Annotated in this window: 17 protein-coding genes and 2 tRNA genes; 14 read left to right on the top strand and 5 right to left on the bottom strand. The window is 70.3% G+C overall.

The features are described from left to right. Positions 1-64: 64 nt before the first annotated feature. The 5 genes from OHV05_RS18225 to rpmH form a co-directional block, all read right to left on the bottom strand. Complete coding sequence (locus tag OHV05_RS18225) at positions 65-580, bottom strand: protein jag (protein WP_405018631.1); 516 nt, start codon at positions 578-580, stop codon at positions 65-67. 81 nt (positions 581-661) lie between these two features. Beyond that, positions 662-1,813 carry a membrane protein insertase YidC gene (gene yidC, locus OHV05_RS18220; RefSeq protein ID WP_405018630.1) on the bottom strand — a complete coding sequence of 384 codons (1,152 nt, stop codon included), beginning with the start codon at positions 1,811-1,813 and terminating at the stop codon, positions 662-664. 3 nt (positions 1,814-1,816) lie between these two features. Next, a complete protein-coding gene (gene yidD, locus OHV05_RS18215; RefSeq protein WP_403040200.1) occupies positions 1,817-2,131 on the bottom strand; it encodes a membrane protein insertion efficiency factor YidD in 315 nt (104 codons plus the stop codon). Further along, on the bottom strand, positions 2,128-2,556 hold the full coding sequence (gene rnpA / locus OHV05_RS18210; protein ID WP_403040198.1) for a ribonuclease P protein component: 429 nt from the start codon (positions 2,554-2,556) through the stop codon (positions 2,128-2,130). Before rnpA ends, yidD begins: the two co-directional genes overlap by 4 nt. Before the next feature lie 20 nt (positions 2,557-2,576). Next, positions 2,577-2,714, bottom strand: a complete 138-nt coding sequence (gene rpmH / locus OHV05_RS18205; RefSeq protein ID WP_035799375.1) for a 50S ribosomal protein L34 — start codon at positions 2,712-2,714, stop codon at positions 2,577-2,579. Between the two features lie 503 nt (positions 2,715-3,217). Here rpmH and dnaA point away from each other — a divergent pair. The 14 genes from dnaA to OHV05_RS18135 all read left to right on the top strand — a co-directional run bounded on the left by dnaA (position 3,218) and on the right by OHV05_RS18135 (position 18,967). Further along, positions 3,218-5,128 (top strand): chromosomal replication initiator protein DnaA, encoded by a 1,911-nt coding sequence (gene dnaA / locus OHV05_RS18200; RefSeq protein ID WP_405018629.1) that lies wholly within the window; start codon positions 3,218-3,220, stop codon positions 5,126-5,128. A 989-nt stretch (positions 5,129-6,117) separates the two neighbouring features. Beyond that, positions 6,118-7,248, top strand: a complete 1,131-nt coding sequence (gene dnaN, locus OHV05_RS18195; RefSeq protein ID WP_403040192.1) for a DNA polymerase III subunit beta — start codon at positions 6,118-6,120, stop codon at positions 7,246-7,248. A 135-nt stretch (positions 7,249-7,383) separates the two neighbouring features. After that, complete coding sequence (gene gnd / locus OHV05_RS18190) at positions 7,384-8,259, top strand: phosphogluconate dehydrogenase (NAD(+)-dependent, decarboxylating) (RefSeq protein ID WP_403040189.1); 876 nt, start codon at positions 7,384-7,386, stop codon at positions 8,257-8,259. 30 nt (positions 8,260-8,289) lie between these two features. After that, positions 8,290-9,420, top strand: coding sequence for a DNA replication/repair protein RecF (gene recF / locus OHV05_RS18185; protein ID WP_405018628.1), 1,131 nt, complete (start codon positions 8,290-8,292; stop codon positions 9,418-9,420). Positions 9,421-9,487: 67 nt separating this feature from the next. Beyond that, positions 9,488-10,000 (top strand): DUF721 domain-containing protein, encoded by a 513-nt coding sequence (locus OHV05_RS18180; protein ID WP_057228603.1) that lies wholly within the window; start codon positions 9,488-9,490, stop codon positions 9,998-10,000. A 274-nt stretch (positions 10,001-10,274) separates the two neighbouring features. Beyond that, positions 10,275-12,290: a DNA topoisomerase (ATP-hydrolyzing) subunit B gene (gene gyrB, locus OHV05_RS18175; RefSeq protein ID WP_405018627.1), complete on the top strand. Its 2,016-nt coding sequence runs from the start codon at positions 10,275-10,277 to the stop codon at positions 12,288-12,290. Between the two features lie 48 nt (positions 12,291-12,338). Beyond that, positions 12,339-14,939 carry a DNA gyrase subunit A gene (gene gyrA / locus OHV05_RS18170; protein ID WP_405018626.1) on the top strand — a complete coding sequence of 867 codons (2,601 nt, stop codon included), beginning with the start codon at positions 12,339-12,341 and terminating at the stop codon, positions 14,937-14,939. Positions 14,940-15,248: 309 nt separating this feature from the next. Beyond that, positions 15,249-15,845: a DUF3566 domain-containing protein gene (locus OHV05_RS18165; protein ID WP_405018625.1), complete on the top strand. Its 597-nt coding sequence runs from the start codon at positions 15,249-15,251 to the stop codon at positions 15,843-15,845. 213 nt (positions 15,846-16,058) lie between these two features. Continuing rightward, positions 16,059-17,420, top strand: coding sequence for a class I SAM-dependent methyltransferase (locus OHV05_RS18160; RefSeq protein WP_405018624.1), 1,362 nt, complete (start codon positions 16,059-16,061; stop codon positions 17,418-17,420). Positions 17,421-17,436: 16 nt separating this feature from the next. Further along, positions 17,437-17,510, top strand: a tRNA-Ile gene (locus tag OHV05_RS18155). 91 nt (positions 17,511-17,601) lie between these two features. Next, the gene (locus OHV05_RS18150) at positions 17,602-18,048 is read left to right on the top strand and encodes a hypothetical protein (protein WP_405018623.1); all 447 of its coding nucleotides are present in this window, start codon (positions 17,602-17,604) and stop codon (positions 18,046-18,048) included. A 94-nt stretch (positions 18,049-18,142) separates the two neighbouring features. Next, complete coding sequence (locus OHV05_RS18145) at positions 18,143-18,436, top strand: DUF6191 domain-containing protein (RefSeq protein ID WP_405021489.1); 294 nt, start codon at positions 18,143-18,145, stop codon at positions 18,434-18,436. A 200-nt stretch (positions 18,437-18,636) separates the two neighbouring features. After that, the gene (locus OHV05_RS18140) at positions 18,637-18,765 is read left to right on the top strand and encodes a DLW-39 family protein (protein ID WP_014137031.1); all 129 of its coding nucleotides are present in this window, start codon (positions 18,637-18,639) and stop codon (positions 18,763-18,765) included. A gap of 129 nt (positions 18,766-18,894) precedes the next feature. Then, positions 18,895-18,967 (top strand) — tRNA-Ala (locus OHV05_RS18135). The last annotated feature ends 30 nt before the right edge of the window (positions 18,968-18,997 follow it).

Here is an 18,997-nt window from a genome sequence, read left to right as displayed (position 1 = left end):
CCCGAGCGGACGACGACCCCGCCCGCACCAGGCGGACGGGGTCGTCGGACCGACCTGCTGCGGGTCAGCGCGGCAGCACGACCACGCAACGCTGGGGCTCCTCGCCCTCCGACTCGCTGCTCAGCCCCGCCGCGGCCACCGCGTCGTGGACCACCTTGCGCTCGAACGGCGTCATCGGGCGCAGCTTGACCTGCTCACCGGAGGACTTCGCCTGCTCGGCCGCCTCCGCGCCCAGCTGGGCCAGCTCCGCCCGCTTGCGCGCCCGGAACCCGGCAATGTCCAGCATGAGGCGGCTGCGCTCACCGGTCTCCCGGTGCACGGCCAGCCGGGTCAACTCCTGGAGTGCCTCCAGCACCTCACCGTCCTGGCCGACCAGCCGCTGCAGCGAGCGGTCGTTGCCTTCGCCGACGATGGAGACCAGGGCCCGGTCGCCCTCGACGTCCATGTCGATGTCGCCGTCCAGGTCCGCGATGTCGAGCAGACCCTCGAGGTAGTCGGCCGCGATGTCGCCCTCCTGCTCCAGGCGGGCAACGAGGGTGTCGGCGGCCGGGCTGTCGGTGGCGATGGTGCCGTCCGTCACTGCTGGACTCCTTCTGGAATGGGCCCTCGGGTGGGGCCGAGAACGAAGATCAGTGGGCCGTTACGGCCGGGACCGGACCGGTCAGGGCTTCTTCTTCGGCCGCTGGCCCGGCTGCCCGGTGCGCTTGGGCTGCTGCCGCTGGCCGCCGCCCTTGGCCGCCGTCGGCTTGGCCGCGGCGGGCTTCGCGTCGGCCGGCGCGGACTTCTCCAGGCTCGGCTTGGCGTCCTCGGCCGCGCTCTCCGCCTCGGCGGTGGACGTGCCGCCCACACCCTGCTGACGCTGGGACTTGGTCAGCTTCTTCGGCTGCTGCCGACGCGCCTGCACGGCCTCCTGGACGGCCTCCTCGGCACTGGCGGCCGCTGCGCTCTTGCCGCCGCCACCGGAGATCGTCGCCAGCAGACCGGCCTTCTTCACCGAACCGTCCGGGTTCAGCCGGCCGGCCTTCTTCAGGCGGGCCTGCCGCTCGGTCCACGCCTGGCTGCCGGGCGTCGGGTTGTTGCGGATGACGATCAGCTGCTGACCCATCGACCAGACGTTGGTGGTCAGCCAGTAGACCAGCACACCGACCGGGAAGTTGATGCCCATCACGGCGAACATGATCGGGAAGATGTACATCATCATCTTCTGCTGCTGCATGAACGGCGTCTTGACCGTGAGGTCCATGTTCTTCGTCATCAGCTGACGCTGGGTGATGAACTGCGACAGCGACATCAGGATGATCATCACGGCCGTGACGATCTTGACACTGATCTCGGTGCTGCCCAGGAAGGTGGCCGACAGCGGGGCGCCGAAGATGTGCGCCTGCTGGGCGCTGTTCAGCAGCGTCGGGGTGATGACACCGATGGTCTTGTCGTTGGCGACCGAGGCCAGCACACCGTAGAGCGCGGTGAAGAACGGCGCCTGGACGATGATGGGGAGGCAGCTGGAGAACGGGTTGGTGCCCGCCTCCTTGTACAGCTTCATCATCTCTTCGGACTGGCGCTGCTTGTCGTTCTTGTAGCGCTCCTGGATGGCCTTCATCTTCGGCTGGATCGCCTGCATGGCCCGGGTCGCCTTGATCTGCTTCACGAACAGCGGGATCAGGCAGATCCGGATGACGACCACCATCGAGGCGATGGCGAGACCCCAGGCCCAGCCACCGTTCGGGTCGAAGACGTGGCTGTACAGCGAGTGGAACTGGACGATGATCCAGGACACCGCTGTGTAGAGGGGACTCAGAAAACCGAAGGTCACCGGTCAGACTCCTTGGACATCGGGCTTCGCCACCGGCTCCGGCTCGGCGGTCCCGCTCGTGGGGCTCAGCAGATCGCGCAGCCGGCGATGCCACACCGGGTGCTTGCGCGGCGGTACGTGGTCGACCCCACCGGGGGACCAGGGGTTGCAGCGCAGGATGCGCCAGGCGGTCAGCCCGCTGCCCTTGATCGCCCCGTGCGACCGCACCGCCTCGTACCCGTAGTGCGAACACGACGGGTAGTAGCGGCAGACCGGGCCGAGCAGGGGACTGATGGTCCACTGGTAGAGCCTGATCAGCCCCATCAGCAGATACTTCATCGCCCTGCTCCCGTCGGCGCGCCGCCGGTCGGCTCCACCCGGAGCAACCGCCGTAGCGCCGCGTCCAGGTCCTGTTCGAGATCCCGGTACGTGGCCGCCCCGGCCTGGGGCAGTGCGCGCACCACGATCAGGCTACCTGCGGGCAGCTCGGACAGACGCTCGCGTACCAGATGACGTAGACGCCGCTTCACCAGATTGCGCACGACCGCCGGACCGACGGCCTTGCTCACGACGAAACCCGCACGCGCCGAAGGAAGCCCCTCGGCGACGTGCGGGCGGGAGTCGCTGTTCCGGTCGGTCGGTCCCGCTGGCTGTCCGTCTCTGTTGAGATGGACGACCAGCAGGGGCCGACCGGCCCGACGACCACGTTTGACCGCGGTCGCGAAGTCCTGGCGCCGCCGCAGCCGATTCTCGGAGGGCAGCACTGCAGTCCCTTAGACGCGAATCAGGCGGAGATGTTGGTACGGCCCTTGGCGCGGCGGGTCGCCAGGATGGCGCGGCCGGCGCGGGTACGCATCCGCAGCCGGAAGCCGTGGGTCTTCGCGCGACGACGGTTGTTCGGCTGGAAGGTGCGCTTGCTCACTCGGGGGCTCCTGGGGTGAATCGTAGGATGACGGGAAATCGCTTGGCCGTCACCGTGCGTCCGCGTGATCTCCCCTGGATGGGAAATCCGGCCTCAACATCCCAGGTCGGCTGGGGGTTGAGGCGATCCACGGCGCCCGTGCTGCGCGCCTTATGGATGCGGGCGGACCCGCGGACATGCGGCAGCGGCCATCGACAACTCGACCTGGTCACGGTACGCGGGACGGGTGCGGGGGGTCAAACCGGGTGGTGGTCACCGGCCCGCCGGATCACCCACGACGGCTGTCCGATCATGATAGAGGCCAAGCGCCGCAAGGCCGGCACCGACACCGCCCGATCCGACCCGGTCACCCGACCGCCCTACCCACAGCCTGTGGACAACAACTTGAATCAGCCCAGTCGGCTGACTACCGTTGCAGGACTTGTCGGGTTTGTTCGTCTGGATCGGACCGGTACCCGAGTCCTTTGAGACCCCCGCTCCGGGGAACGAGAAAGCGTGCACCAGTGGCTGATGTCAACAGCGATCTCGTCGCGGTCTGGGCGAGGGTCGTCGAGCGGCTGGTCAACGACCCGGACGTCGGGGACAGCGACAAGATGTGGCTGCGGCGCACCCAGCCGATGTGGATGATGCACGACACCGCCCTGTTGGCGGCCCCGAACGAGCGGGCCAAGCAGGTGCTCGAGGGCCGGCTGCTGCCGCCGCTGACCGAGGAACTGAGCCGGGGCTTCGGCCGACCGGTCCGGATCGCCGTGATGGTGGACGCCAACGCCGTGCCGCCGCCCGCGCCGCAGGCCCCGGCGGAGCAGTCCGCCGAGCAGGCCCCGGCCGAGGAGTGGCCGCCCCGGCCGCCGTACCGCGAGGAGCCCGCCGGGTACGACGGCCGGCCGCAGGAGTCCGGCCGCTGGCCGTCCCAGAACCAGGACGGCTACCCGTCGCAGCAGGACGGCTACCAGCCCCAGGAGGGCTACTCCCGGCCGTACGAGACGCCGTCCGAGCAGGGCTACGAGCGCGGCCGCTACGACACCGCCGGCTACCAGCAGCGCCCGGCGCCGTACGGCGGCGGCGAGCAGCAGTCGTCCTGGACGGCCGCCGAGGCCGGGCCGGAGAACCGTGGCTGGGAGTCCGGCTACCCGGGCCGGGAGAGCGGGCAGGACGATCTGTTCGGCGGCGCCTACGGTGCCCAGCCGGGGAGTGCCCCGATCCGCCGGGTGCCGTCCCGGCCGCCGCTCGGGCAGTCCGAGCAGGGTTCCCAACTCCCGGACGTCCGGCCGCAGTCGGGGCCGCCCGGGCGCGGCGGCCCGGCCGAGCGGACGCCGAGCCCCGGGGTGCCCGCCCCGCCCGGCGCTCCCCCGGCCGGCGGCAGCTCGCGCAAGGACGAGCCGGCCGCCCGGCTGAACCCCAAGTACCTGTTCGACACCTTCGTGATCGGCGCCTCCAACCGCTTCGCGCACGCCGCCGCGGTGGCGGTGGCCGAGGCCCCGGCGAAGGCGTACAACCCGCTCTTCATCTACGGCGAGTCCGGTCTGGGCAAGACCCACCTGCTGCACGCGATCGGGCACTACTCGCGGAGCCTGTTCCCGGGCACCCGGGTCCGGTACGTGAGCTCGGAGGAGTTCACCAACGAGTTCATCAACTCGATCCGGGACGGGAAGGCCGACGCCTTCCGCAAGCGGTACCGGGACATGGACATCCTGCTGGTCGACGACGTGCAGTTCCTGGCGTCCAAGGAGTCGACCCAGGAGGAGTTCTTCCACACCTTCAACACCCTGCACAACGCCAACAAGCAGATCGTGCTCTCCTCCGACCGGCCGCCCAAGCAGCTGATCACCCTGGAGGACCGGCTCCGCAACCGCTTCGAGTGGGGGCTGATCACCGACGTCACCCCGCCGGAGCTGGAGACCCGGATCGCGATCCTGCGGAAGAAGGCGATCCAGGAGCAACTGAACGCTCCCGCCGACGTGTTGGAGTTCATCGCGTCCCGGATCACCCGGAACATCCGGGAGCTCGAGGGCGCCCTGATCCGGGTCACCGCGTTCGCCAACCTGAACCGGGCGCCGGTCGACCTGGAGCTGGCCGGGATCGTCCTGAAGGACCTGATCCCCGGCGGCGACGAGGACGCGGGGCCGGAGATCACCGCGCAGGTGATCATGCAGCAGACGGCCGCGTACTTCGGCCTGGGCGTGGAGGACCTCTGCGGTTCCTCCCGCAGCCGGGTGCTGGTGACGGCCCGCCAGATCGCGATGTACCTCTGCCGGGAGCTCACCGACCTCTCGCTGCCGAAGATCGGCGCCCAGTTCGGCGGCCGGGACCACACCACGGTGATGCACGCGGACCGGAAGATCCGCTCGCTGATGGCCGAGCGCCGCTCGATCTACAACCAGGTCACCGAGCTCACCAACCGCATCAAGAGCTGAGCCCGGGGCACCACCGGGTCCTTGAAGGGGAGTCAGCGGCCGCTGGCTCCCCTTCGGCGTACCCGCCGCCCTGCGGCCCGCTCCGGGGTCCGGGACGCGACGAGCGGGCCGGCCGGGGGCCAGGCGGGCGAAAACAGGTGTGGAGCGGTCGCCGGTCGGGCAGTAATCCACCGACTGACGCTCCGCCAGGCCGGCTGCCACGCCGAACAACTGACCAGCTATTCGAACAGCTCGGAGCCGTAGGGCCGCAATCCACAGGATCGGGTGGTTTTTCCCCGTCCACAGCCTGGGGAGCCCCGAGTTATCCAGAATTCCTCCACAGGCCGGGCGCCGCTACGCTCTTCGACGCAGGTCAGACCCCTGTGTACTTGTGCACAACAGTTATCCACAGGCTGTGGACAGTTGACGGGCCGCCAGGGGGCCGAATGGGTTGTCCACCGCTTGTCCCCAGGACCAGGGCGGTTATCCCCAGGTTCTCCACAGCGACGTCCACAGTTCGACAACATTGGCTGCCCGTTCACCGGGCGGTGTGAAAGCCGTCACGTGACGTTGACCGGAGCCCGTGGATAACCGGTCCATGATCTGGGGACGGACCTGGGGATAACCTGTGGATACCGAGAGTGCCCTGTGGGTAACGCTCGGTCGTCCACAGCAGGGCCCGGTTGTCCACACTCGGGGTCCACAGGCACTGTGGACAAAAAACCGGGTCTGACCTGCGAAAACGAGGTTATCCACGGTATCCACAAGCCCTACTACTACCACTACACCTATAGACCCCTGAACATGCTTAATCGTGGGGTGGGCCGAAATCTGTGGACAACCGGATCGCGACATCTGTTCGGGTTGCTTCCGCCCGTGTGCCCCGTCTGTCGGTGGAGTAGGAGAGACTGTTCTCCGGCAACCGGAGCCGAGCGGGCTCAGCCCAGCGGGTCCGGTCCGGCCAGACGATCAAGACGCTGACAACAGCAGGACCCAGGAGGCGGTTACCGGTGAAGTTCCGGGTGGAGCGTGACGTCCTCGCGGAGGCGGTGGCCTGGGCTGCCCGCAGCCTCCCGGCGCGGCCGCCGGTGCCGGTGCTGGCCGGCCTGCTGCTGACGGCGCAGGACGGCAGCCTGGCCCTCTCCGGCTTCGACTACGAGGTCTCGGCCCGGGTCGAGCTGGCGGCCGAGGTCGAGGAGGCGGGCACGGTGCTGGTCTCCGGCCGGCTGCTGAACGACATCTCGCGCAACCTGCCCAACCGGCCGGTGGAGATCTCCACCGACGGCATGCGGGTCAGCGTGGTCTGCGGCTCCTCGCGGTTCACACTCCCCACCCTGCCTGTGGACGAGTACCCGTCGCTGCCGCAGATGCCCACCGCGACCGGCACGGTCTCCGGCGAGGTCTTCGCCTCGGCCGTCAGCCAGGCCGCCGTCGCGGCCGGCCGGGACGACACCCTGCCGGTGCTCACCGGCGTCCGGGTGGAGATCGAGGGCGACAAGATCACCCTGGCCGCCACCGACCGCTACCGCTTCGCGGTCCGCGAGCTGATGTGGAAGCCGGAGCAGGCCGACATCTCGGCGGTCGCCCTGGTGCCCGCCAAGACCCTGCAGGACATCGCGAAGTCGCTCGGCAGCGGCGACACGGTCTCCATCGCGCTCGCCTCCGGCGGCGCCGGTGAGGGCCTGATCGGCTTCGAGGGGGCCGGCCGGCGGACCACCACCCGCCTGCTGGAGGGCGAGTTCCCGAAGTTCCGCAGCCTGTTCCCGACCGAGTTCAGCGCGGTCGCCGCGATCCAGACCCAGCCGTTCCTGGAGGCGCTGAAGCGCGTCTCCCTGGTGGCCGAGCGGAACACCCCGGTCCGGCTGAGCTTCGAGCAGGGTGTGCTCACCCTGGAGGCCGGCTCCGGCGACGACGCCCAGGCGACCGAGCGGGTGGAGGCCGACCTCGAAGGTGACGACATCTCGATCGCCTTCAACCCCGGCTACCTGGAGGAGGGCCTCAAGGCCATCGACTCCGCGTACGCACAGCTGAGCTTCACCACCGCCACCAAGCCGGCCCTGCTGAGCGGTCGTCCGGCGGTGGATGCCGAGGCAGACGAGGCGTACCAGTACCTGATCATGCCGGTCCGGCTCTCCGGCTGACCGGCCTCCACAGGCTGTGGACGGCCTCCCCCGACCGGCCGCGGTCAGGGGAGGCCGCGCTGGTTCCCGGCGTAGGCTCAGCCTGTGCGGCAACGGCGCCGCCGTCAGGCACGTCACCACAGGTAAGGACTTGTCATGGAGCTCGGCCTCATCGGTCTCGGCAAGATGGGCGGCAACATGCGCGAGCGCATCCGCCGCGCAGGGCACACCGTCATCGGTTTCGACCGCAACCCGGAACTCGCCGACGTGGACAGCCTCGAGGAGCTCGTCAGCAAGCTCCAGGCCCCGCGCGTGGTCTGGGTGATGGTCCCGGCCGGCGGCCCGACCCAGGACACCGTGGACCAGCTGGCCGAGCTGCTCTCCCCCGGTGACGTGGTGGTCGACGGCGGCAACTCGCGCTGGACGGACGACGTCAAGCACGCCGAGGCGCTGGCCACCAAGGGCATCGGCTTCGTCGACTGCGGCGTCTCCGGCGGTGTCTGGGGCCTGGAGAACGGCTACGCGCTGATGTTCGGCGGCGAGGCCGCCGACGTGGCCAAGGTGCAGCCGGTCTTCGACGCGCTCAAGCCCGAGGGCGACTTCGGCGCGGTGCACGCGGGCAAGGTCGGCGCGGGCCACTTCGCCAAGATGGTCCACAACGGCATCGAGTACGCGATGATGCAGGCCTTCGCCGAGGGCTGGGAGCTGCTGGAGGCGGCCCCCGAGGTCACCGACGTGCGCGAGGTCTTCCGCAGCTGGCAGGAGGGCACCGTGATCCGCTCCTGGCTGCTCGACCTGGCCGTCCGGGCGCTGGACGACGACGAGCACCTGGCCAAGCTCAAGGGCTGGGCCGCCGACTCGGGTGAGGGCCGCTGGACGGTCGAGGCCGCGATCGACCACGCGGTGCCGCTGCCCGCGATCACCGCCTCGCTGTTCGCCCGGTTCGCCTCCCGGCAGGACGACTCCCCGCAGATGAAGATGATCGCCGCGCTCCGGAACCAGTTCGGCGGCCACGCGGTCGAGTCCAAGTAACTCACCAGAAGGCGAGCGCAGTTCACCCCCATGCATGTCGCGCACCTGTCGCTCGCCGACTTCCGTTCGTACGCCGGGGCCGAGGTGCCCCTCGACCCCGGCGTGACGGCCTTCGTGGGCCCGAACGGCCAGGGCAAGACCAACCTGGTCGAGGCGATCGGCTACGTGGCCACCCTGGGCAGCCACCGGGTGGCCACCGACGCCCCGCTGATCCGGCTCGGTGCCGAGCGGGCGGTGGTCCGCACCAGCATCCTGCGGGACGGCCGGTCGACCCTGGTCGAGCTGGAGATCACCGCGGGCAAGGCCAACCGGGCCCGGATCAACCGATCCGACAACGTCCGTCCCCGGGACGTGCTCGGCCTGCTCAGGACGGTGCTGTTCGCTCCCGAGGACCTGGCTCTGGTGAAGGGCGACCCGGGTGAGCGCCGCCGCTTCCTGGACGAGCTGCTGACCGCCCGTGCCCCCAGGCTGGCCGGGGTCCGGCAGGACTACGAGCGGGTGCTCAAGCAGCGCAACGCCCTGCTGAAGACCGCCGCCCAGGCCCGCCGGGGCGGCGGCAAGGGCGCCGACCTCTCCACGCTGGAGATCTGGGACGGCCATCTGGCCCGGGCCGGCGCCGAGTTGACGGCCTTTCGGCTCCAGCTGGTGGCCGCCCTGCAGCCGCTGGTGGCGCAGGCGTACGAGCAACTGGCCCCCGGCGGCGGGGAGACCGTGCTGGAGTACCGCAGCTCCTTCGAGGGCGCGCTGCCGGGCAGCCGGGAGGAGGCCGAGCAGCAACTGCTGGAGGCCCTCCGGCAGGCCCACCCGCAGGAGGTGGCCCGCGGCCTGACCCTGGTCGGCCCGCACCGCGACGAACTGGGCCTGCGGCTCGGCCCGCTGCCCGCCAAGGGCTACGCCAGCCACGGGGAGTCCTGGTCGTACGCGCTGGCGCTCCGGCTGGCCTCGTACGAGCTGCTGAAGGCGGACGGCGGCGAGCCGGTGCTGATCCTGGACGACGTCTTCGCCGAGCTGGACGCCCGCCGCCGGGACCGGCTGGCCGAACTGGTGGCCGGGGGGGAACAGGTGCTGGTCACCGCCGCCGTCCCGGAGGACGTGCCGAAGGCGCTGGCCGGTGCCCGCTACGCGGTGGCCGACGGCACGGTGACCCGTCTGGACCCGTAGGGGCGCCGTCGTCCCGAGGCCGTACTCTGGAAACTTCATCCACAGCCTGGGGAAAAGGAGTGCCGCCATGGGCGAGACACCGGAGCTCTCGGGCGTGGACCTGGCCCGGGTCGCGCTGCGCGCGGCGAAGGAGCAGGCCAGGCAGCGGGGCGAGCAGGTCAGGGAGAAGCGCGAGGCGAAGCGGCACGGACTGCGCAGCGGGGCGCGCGCGGACGGCCGCGATCCGGTGCCGCTGGGGGCGGCCCTGACCAGGCTGATCACCGAGCGGGGCTGGGAGGCGCCGGCCGCAGTGGGCGGGGTGATGGGCCGCTGGCCGCAGATCGTCGGTCCGGACATCGCGGCGCACTGTGTGCCGAAGGAGTACGCGGAGGCCGAGGCGGTGCTCACCGTGCAGTGCGACTCCACCGCGTGGGCCACCCAACTCAGGCTGCTGGCGCGTCAGTTGGTGGCCAGGCTGAACCACGAGCTGGGGCACGGCACGGTCAAGGTGATCAAGGTGCTGGGGCCGGCCGCGCCGCAGCGCGGGTACGGCCGGCTGCGGGCCCCGGGGAGCAAGGGGCCGGGCGACACCTGGGGGTAGCCCCGGTGCCGAAGGGAAGCTGATCCTCCGGAACCGCTGACGGCCCTTTTGAGCGCTCTGAGCCCCCCTGGCGAGTATCGGGACATGTCCCGAGGGTATTCAGGGCGGCTCATCTGCCTTCTGAGGCTGCCAAACGGCCATCTATGTCAGTCCTACCGGTAGACTGAGAGCCAAACACTGTTGCGCGTAGCAACCGAGTCGAAACGCCGTGGTCGCAGGCTCGCCCGCCCGATGGGCAGGTCTGCGGCCCGCGCTGTGCCAGAGAGGGCGCTTCGTGGCCGATTCCGGCAACTCCAGCCAGACCCCAGACCCGACCGACCAGGCGTCCGTGCCCGTCGACGCCCGTGGGGCGTACGACGCCAACGCGATCCAGGTCCTGGAGGGCCTCGACGCCGTTCGCAAGCGCCCGGGCATGTACATCGGCTCGACCGGTGAGCGCGGTCTGCACCACCTGGTGCAGGAGATCGTGGACAACTCCGTCGACGAGGCGCTGGCGGGGCACGCCGACACCATCGACGTGACGATCCTGGCCGACGGCGGCGTCCGGGTCACCGACAACGGCCGTGGTATCCCGGTCGGCATCATGCCGGGCCAGGACAAGCCGGCCGTCGAGGTCGTGCTGACGGTCCTGCACGCGGGCGGCAAGTTCGGCGGGGGCGGCTACGCCGTCTCCGGCGGTCTGCACGGCGTCGGCATCTCGGTGGTGAACGCGCTCTCCACCCGCCTCGCGGTGGAGATCCTCACCGAGGGCGCCCGCTGGACGCAGGAGTACAAGTCGGGTGTCCCGACCGCGCCGCTGGCCAAGCACGAGGACGTCGACCGGACGGGCACCACGGTGACCTTCTGGGCCGACTCGGAGATCTTCGAGACCACGGTCTACTCCTTCGAGACGCTCTCCCGCCGGTTCCAGGAGATGGCCTTCCTGAACAAGGGCCTGTCGATCTCGCTGACCGACGAGCGCCCGGAGCACGCGGACGACGAGGGCAAGCCGCTCACCATCACGTACCGCTACGACGGCGGCATCGCCGACTTCGTCACCCACCTGAACTCCCGCAAGGGCGACGTCATCCACCCCTCGGTGATCGACTTCGAGGCGGAGGACAAGGAGAAGACGATCTCGGTGGAGATCGCGATGCAGTGGAACACCTCCTACACGGAGAGCGTCTACTCCTTCGCGAACACCATCCACACGCACGGCGGCGGTACCCACGAGGAGGGCTTCCGGGCCGCGCTGACCGGCCTGGTGAACCGCTACGCGCGGGACAAGAAGCTGCTCCGGGAGAAGGACGACAACCTCTCCGGCGAGGACATCCGCGAGGGTCTGACCGCGATCATCTCGGTCAAGCTCGGCGAGCCGCAGTTCGAGGGCCAGACCAAGGACAAGCTGGGCAACACCGAGGTCAAGACCTTCGTCCAGCGGGTGGTGCACGAGCAGCTGAACGACTGGCTGGACCGCAACCCCACCGAGGCCTCGGACATCATCCGCAAGTCGATCCAGGCGGCCACCGCCCGGGTCGCCGCCCGCAAGGCGCGCGACCTGACCCGCCGCAAGGGTCTGCTGGAGTCGGCCTCGCTGCCGGGCAAGCTGAGCGACTGCCAGTCCAAGGACCCGGCCGAGTGCGAGATCTTCATCGTCGAGGGCGACTCGGCCGGCGGCTCGGCCAAGCAGGGCCGTGACCCGAGGGTGCAGGCCATCCTGCCGATCCGCGGCAAGATCCTGAACGTCGAGAAGGCCCGGATCGACAAGGTGCTGCAGAACACCGAGGTCCAGGCGCTGATCTCGGCCTTCGGCTGCGGGATCATGGAGGACTACGACGAGTCGAAGCTCCGCTATCACAAGATCGTCCTGATGGCGGACGCCGACGTCGACGGGCAGCACATCCGCACCCTGCTGCTCACCCTGCTGTTCCGCTTCATGCGTCCGCTGGTCGAGGGCGGCTACGTCTACCTGGCGATGCCGCCGCTGTACAAGATCAAGTGGGGCAAGGACGACTTCGAGTACGTGTACTCGGACCGGGAGCGCGACGCGGTGATCTCGGCCGGGGTCGCCGCCGGGCGCCGGCTGCCCAAGGACGACGCCATCCAGCGGTTCAAGGGTCTCGGTGAGATGAACGCCGAGGAGCTCCGGATCACCACCATGGACCAGGCGCACCGGCTGCTCCAGCAGATCACCCTGGAGGACGCGGCCCGGGCCGACGACCTGTTCTCGGTCCTGATGGGCGAGGACGTCGAGGCCCGCCGGTCCTTCATCCAGCGCAACGCCAAGGACGTCCGCTTCCTGGACGTGTGACGCACCCTCAGCACACCTCCAGTCCGCGTGAAAGGAAACTGACCAGCAGTGGTCGACGAAAACCGTCCTGACGGCGAGCAGCCGGACACTCTCTCCACCGACACCTTCGTGTCCCGGGTCGAGCCGATCGAGCTCGAGACCGAGATGCAGCGCTCGTACCTCGACTACGCGATGAGCGTGATCGTCAGCCGGGCGCTGCCCGAGGTGCGCGACGGCCTCAAGCCGGTGCACCGCCGGGTGCTCTACGCGATGTACGACGGCGGCTACCGGCCCGAGAAGGGCTACTACAAGTGCGCCCGCGTGGTCGGCGACGTGATGGGCAACTACCACCCGCACGGCGACACCTCGATCTACGACACCGTGGTCCGGCTGGCGCAGCCCTGGTCGCTGCGGATGCCGCTGGTGGACGGCAACGGCAACTTCGGTTCCCCGGGCAACGACCCGGCCGCCGCGATGCGGTACACCGAGTGCAAGATGATGCCGCTGGCCATGGAGATGATGCGGGACATCGACGAGGAGACCGTCGACTTCGCCGCCAACTACGACGGCCGCTCGCAGGAGCCGACCGTCCTGCCGGCCCGCATCCCCAACCTGTTGATCAACGGTGCCACCGGCATCGCGGTCGGCATGGCCACCAACATCCCGCCGCACAACCTCCGCGAGGTCGCCTCCGGCGCGCTCTGGGCGCTGGAGCACCCGGACGCCTCCAACGAGGAGCTGCTGGAGGCGCTGATCGAGCGGATCAAGGCGCCGGACTTCCCGACCGGTGCGCTGATCGTCGGCCGCCGGGGCATCGAGGACGCGTACCGGACCGGCCGCGGCTCGATCACCATGCGCGCGGTGGTGGAGGTCGAGGAGATCCAGGGCCGGCAGTGCCTGGTGATCACCGAGCTGCCGTACCAGGTGAACCCGGACAACCTGGCGCTGAAGATCGCCGACCTGGTGAAGGACGGCCGGGTGGCCGGCATCGCCGACGTCCGGGACGAGTCCTCCAGCCGGACGGGCCAGCGCCTGGTGGTCGTGCTCAAGCGCGACGCGGTCGCCAAGGTGGTGCTGAACAACCTCTACAAGCACACCGACCTGCAGACCAACTTCGGTGCCAACATGCTGGCCCTGGTCGACGGGGTGCCGCGCACGCTGTCGCTGGACGCCTTCATCCGGCACTGGGTCAACCACCAGGTCGAGGTCATCGTCCGCCGGACCACCTTCCGGCTGCGCAAGGCCGAGGAGCGCGCGCACATCCTGCGCGCCCTGCTCAAGGCGCTGGACCAGATCGACGCGGTGATCGCGCTGATCCGGGCCTCGGACAGTGCGGACGCGGCCCGCAGCGGCCTGATGGGCCTGCTCGACATCGACGAGCTGCAGGCCAACGCGATCCTGGAGATGCAGCTGCGCAGGCTGGCCGCGCTGGAGAGCGCGCGCATCCAGAGCGAGCACGACGAGCTGCAGGCCAAGATCAACGAGTACAATGCGATCCTGGCCTCGCCGTCCCGCCAGCGCGAGATCATCTCCGAGGAGCTGACCGCGATCGTCGAGAAGTACGGCGACGAGCGGCGTTCCACGCTGATCCCGTTCGACGGCGACATGTCGGTCGAGGACCTGATCGCCGAAGAGGACATCGTCGTCACGATCACCCGGGGCGGCTACGTCAAGCGCACCCGCTCGGACCTCTACCGCTCGCAGAAGCGCGGCGGCAAGGGCGTCCGGGGTGCGCAGCTGAAGCAGGACGACCTCGTCGACCACTTCTTCGTGACCACCACGCACAACTGGATCCTGTTCTTCACCAACAAGGGCCGGGTCTACCGGGCCAAGGGCTACGAGCTGCCGGACGCCGGCCGGGACGCCCGCGGCCAGCACGTGGCCAACCTGCTGGCCTTCCAGCCGGAGGAGCACATCACCCAGGTGATGGCGGTCCGCACCTACGAGGACAAGCCCTACCTGGTGCTGGCCACCCGGGGCGGTCTGGTGAAGAAGACCCCGCTGAAGGACTACGACTCGCCGCGCTCCGGCGGTCTGATCGCGATCAACCTGCGGGAGATCGAGGACGGCCGGGACGACGAGCTGATCGGCGCCGAGCTGGTCTCCGCCGACGACGACCTGCTGCTGGTGTCGAGGAAGGCCCAGTCGATCCGGTTCACCGCGACCGACGAGGCGCTCCGGCCGATGAGCCGGGCCACCTCCGGGGTGAAGGGCATGGCGTTCCGCGAGGACGACGAGCTGCTCTCGATGAACGTGGTCCGGCCCGGCACCTTCGTCTTCACCGCCACCGACGGTGGGTACGCGAAGCGCACCGGCGTGGACGAGTACCGTGTCCAGGGCCGGGGCGGTTTCGGCACCAAGGCGGCGAAGATCGTCGAGGGTCGGGGTTCGCTGGTCGGGGCCCTGGTGGTCGAGGAGACCGACGAGATCATGGCGATCACCCTCTCGGGTGGTGTCATCCGGACCAGGGTTTCCGGAGTTCGTGAAACCGGACGTGACACGATGGGCGTCCAACTGATCAACCTCGGAAAGCGCGACGCGGTGGTGGGCATGGCCCGCAACGCGGAGGCGGACGATGAGGAGGTCCTGGAGGAGGAGGGCACTGCCCCCGACACCTCCGAGGCCGCAGACGGTGTGACCACGGCTGACGACGTGGCCGAACAGGCCTGATCGCGAGCCCTGGTGGCCGGTGCCCGACCCTCGTGGACGGGCACCGGCCACTGACCAGTACCGGGCAATCCGGCCGGGCGCTGGAGCAGGTGAAACGAGCAGGCCGGTGACCACCCGACCTGCTGGGTGAGTTGCGGGAGGACCAGGGTGAGTGGAGCCACGGGTGCTGCGGGCGGTACCGGGGGCGGACTGCCGGGCGGCGGTTCGTACGGTGGAGCCGGCGGCGCGACCGGTGGACTGCCCGGGGTGCCGCCGCGCCCGGCCGGTGCACCTCCGGTAGGGGGTGACTCCGCCGCCTCGACCTCGTTGATGCCGCCGGTCGCCGCCGGTCCCGGTGGCGGTGGTGGGTACGGCTCGGCCTCGCAGCCGCCCGCGCAGCAGCCGGCCCCGGCCGGCTTCTCGACGCCGACCACGTACACCAAGGGGCAGCCCACGCCGCCCCGGGGCACCCGGACGGGCCCGCCCGGGCCGGCCGCTCCGGCGGCGGGTGCGGGTGCTGCGGCGCGCCGTCCCGGCCCGGCGGCGCCGGTCGGCCGGGTCCGCAAGGCCCGGCTGCGGGTGACCAAGGCCGACCCCTGGTCGGTGATGAAGGTCAGCTTCCTGCTGTCGCTGGCCGTCGGCGTGGTCGTCATCGTGGCCACCGCGGTGCTCTGGATGACGCTGGACGCGCTCGGGGTCTTCGACTCGCTGGCGAGCACGTTGAAGGAGGTCACCGGCAACGACTCCACCGGGTCCGTCGACCTGATGGACTACGTCGGCTTCGGCAAGGTGATGATGTTCACCACCCTGATCGCGGTGGTGGACGTGGTGCTGATGACCGCGCTGGCCACCCTCTCGGCCTTCATCTACAACACCGCGGCCGGCTTCACCGGCGGCATCGAGCTCACCCTGGCGGAAGAGGACTGACGCTCCGTCGGTTGTTTTGAGCCACCTTCGGTCCCCTGTTCGGGAACCGGAATCAGCGGGCCCCGAAGGCTGTTCCAGCCTTCGGGGCCCGCTGCATTCGGGTGATCGCCGTCCGGTCCCGGCGTGCCGCACGGTGGGCGGCGGGCCGGGCTGTGTTGGCTGTCCGGGAGGCGGGGGCCGACAGAGAGGCGATTCAGCGGTCGGAGGCGTGGCATGGCACAGCTCGCAACACAACTGCTCGGGGCGGTCGAGGACTTGCTCGGGGCCCGGATCCCGCTCCGGATCCGGCTCTGGGACGGCAGCGAGGCCGGCCCCGCCGACGGCCCGCTGGTGGTGCTGCGCAACCGCCGGGCGCTGCGGCACCTGATCTGGCATCCCGGCGAGCTCGGCCTGGTCCGGGCGTACGTCTCCGGTGACCTGGACCTCGCGCCGGACGCCGATCTGTACGAAGTGCTGGCCCGGGCCGCGGAGTTCGCCGAGCGGCCGGAGATCCTTGCGCTCCGGGTCGGGCCCCGGGACGTGGTCGGTCCGGTCGGCCGTCGGCTGCTCGGGCTGGCGGTCCGGGCCGGCGCGATCGGCCCCCGGCCCACTCCCCCGCCGGAGGAGGCCAGGCTCGGCGGCGGCAGCGCGCACAGCCGGGGCCGCGACCGGGCCGCGATCAGCCACCACTACGACGTCGGCAACGAGTTCTACGGCCTGGTGCTGGGCTCCTCGATGGTCTACTCCTGCGCCTACTGGGAGCCGGCCGCGAAGAGCCTGGAGGACGCCCAGACGGCCAAGCTGGACCTGATCTGCCGCAAGCTCGGCCTGCGGCCCGGGATGCGCCTGCTGGACGTCGGCTGCGGCTGGGGCTCGCTGCTGCTGCACGCGGCCGAGCACTACGGCGTCCGGGCGGTCGGTGTCTCGATCTCGGCCGAGCAGGTCGCGCTGGCCCGGCAGCGGGTCGAGCAGGCCGGGCTGGGCGACCGGATCGAGATCCGCCTGCAGGACTACCGGGAGATCTCCGACGGCCCGTTCGACGCGATCTCCAGCGTCGGCATGGCCGAGCACGTCGGTGCCGTCCAGTACCAGGTCTACGCGAGCCGGCTGTACGAACTGCTGGCCCCCGGCGGGCGGCTGCTGAACCACCAGATCGCCCGCCGCCCCGACCTGCCCGGCATCCCGTACAGCCCGAGCCCGTTCATCGACCACTACGTCTTCCCGGACGGCGAGCTCTCCCCGGTCGGCAGCACGGTCGGCGCCCTGGAGGACGCGGGCTTCGAGGTCCGCGACCTCGAGTCGCTGCGCGAGCACTACGCCCTCACCCTCCGCGAGTGGGTCGCCAACCTGGAGGCGCACTGGCCGGAGGCGGTCCGCCTGGTCGGCGCCGGCCGGGCCCGGGTCTGGCGGCTGTACATGGCCGCCTGCGCCCTGGCCTTCGAGCAGAACCGGATCGGGGTCAACCAGATCCTCGCCGTCCGCACCGCCCCGGGGGGCGCCAGCCGGCTGCCCGCCACCCGCTCCCAGTGGCTCGCCGCACCCCCTGAGCTGGGACCCGCCGATACGGATTTGGGAGATCGGCCGTCGGTCCGCTAATCTTTCAGTGCGGCAAGGGCCTATAGCTCAGACGGTTAGAGCGCTTCCCTGATAAGGAAGAGGCCACAGGTTCAAGTCCTGTTAGGCCCACCTGCGAGAGCGGCCCGGATGATTCGTCATCCGGGCCGCTCTGTTTGGTTGTTGCACGGATGGTGGCAGTGATCCCGGGGGAGGGATTGGTGTGACGAAGGCCGCAGTGGCGGGCGTGGTGCTGGCCGGATTGCTGGTGACCGGTTGTTCGGCCGGGTCGGGGGGCGGGTCCGCACCGCCCGGGGCGGCGCCGGCCCCGACGGTGTGCGCGTCGCCGAAGCCCACCAGCAGCTGGCTGGGCGGCTCCACCGAGGGCCTGCCGGAGGACGTCCGCTGCCTGCCGCACGTCGCCGACGGCGACCTGCTCGTCGCGCCGCCACTGGCGGACGGGACCGTGGTCGAGGGCCGGTCGATGACCGTCCACGTGACGGAGGGCACCACCCGCGCGGAATCGCTCGCACTCTGCCGCAGGCTCACCGACCTGGGGTACGGCACGGGTGGCAGGCACGGCCTGTCGATCCTGGGCGTCGGCGGCGCCGAGGAGGCGGGGCAGTACGTGTCGATGCCGAACCGGCCGCCCTGCGAGCAGATCCGCTAGTGCTCCGGGGGCGCCCTCTGGCGTTTGTGGGGGCGGGGCCGGAGGATGGGGATCTGCCGAGCTTGGGGTGAGTGGTGTGGCGATCTTCTGGGCGATGAGCCTGCCGGGGCTGGTCTGTGCGCTGGTGCTGGTGGCCTTCCTGGACCAACTGGCGCTGCGGGCCGGGCGGGCCAAGTGGGTGCCGTGGCGCGGGACGGGGCGGGAGGGACAGATCTCGGCGACCGGTTTCGAGCAGCTGCACGCGCAGTTCGCGGCCGGCAAGCAGCACGAACTGGAGCAGCGCAAGACCACGTTGATGCTGCGGGACGAGGAGGGCGACGGCGCCCCGCCGCTCGGGCCGGTGGATCTGGACGGCGGCCGGGCGGTGCTGCGGCTGCCGAGCCGCTAGTCGTACGACCGGGGGCGTACCGTCAATCCCGGGTGCCGGTCGGGCGGTTGACCGGTCGCGGTGACCTCTCGGGAAGTGGTTACCGATGTGTATCATCGGCCGCAGGGCGGTCTGCTTGCCGGTCGCCGGTTCGTGCTCGTACATACCGAGGGTCCGCGGTTTCTGGGCCCATCCACAGCAAGAAGGACGAGGTCCCCGCGGTGAAGAAGCTTCTCCTGGTCGCCCTGGTCGCCCTCGGCGGCTTCTTTGTCTACCGGCAGGTCCAGGCGGACCGCGCCGAGCAGGACCTCTGGACCGAGGCCACCGACCCGGTCCCGGCCGGTCGCTGACCCGACCGACGACCTTCACGGGTCGGTCCCGGCCCTTCGGCCGGGGCCGACCCGAAGTCCGTTCCGGCCGGGGTGTTTTGCGGAACAGCCGGGGGGAGCGGGTACGCTGGTGCGCAGCACGGCGACCACGGGGCTTTAGCTCAGTTGGTAGAGCGCTGCCTTTGCAAGGCAGATGTCAGGAGTTCGAGTCTCCTAAGCTCCACAGCGTGGTGACGGTACGGCCGCTGACCTG

Origin of the sequence: Kitasatospora sp. NBC_00070, from assembly GCF_045041205.1 — a bacterium.
In the GTDB taxonomy this organism is placed as follows: Bacteria; Actinomycetota; Actinomycetes; order Streptomycetales; family Streptomycetaceae; genus Kitasatospora.
The sequence above is the reverse complement of the archived record's forward strand: the minus strand, read 5'-3'. Positions and strand labels throughout refer to the sequence as shown.

Excerpts from the sequence above, each read along its gene's own strand:
- yidD (WP_403040200.1), bottom strand. The coding sequence starts at position 2,131 with ATGAAGTATCTGCTGATGGGGCTGATCAGGCTCTACCAGTGGACCATC.
- gnd (WP_403040189.1), top strand. The coding sequence starts at position 7,384 with ATGGAGCTCGGCCTCATCGGTCTCGGCAAGATGGGCGGCAACATGCGC.
- recF (WP_405018628.1), top strand. The coding sequence starts at position 8,290 with ATGCATGTCGCGCACCTGTCGCTCGCCGACTTCCGTTCGTACGCCGGG.
- OHV05_RS18180 (WP_057228603.1), top strand. The coding sequence starts at position 9,488 with ATGGGCGAGACACCGGAGCTCTCGGGCGTGGACCTGGCCCGGGTCGCG.
- OHV05_RS18165 (WP_405018625.1), top strand. The coding sequence starts at position 15,249 with ATGCCGCCGGTCGCCGCCGGTCCCGGTGGCGGTGGTGGGTACGGCTCG.
- OHV05_RS18160 (WP_405018624.1), top strand. The coding sequence starts at position 16,059 with ATGGCACAGCTCGCAACACAACTGCTCGGGGCGGTCGAGGACTTGCTC.
- OHV05_RS18145 (WP_405021489.1), top strand. The coding sequence starts at position 18,143 with ATGAGCCTGCCGGGGCTGGTCTGTGCGCTGGTGCTGGTGGCCTTCCTG.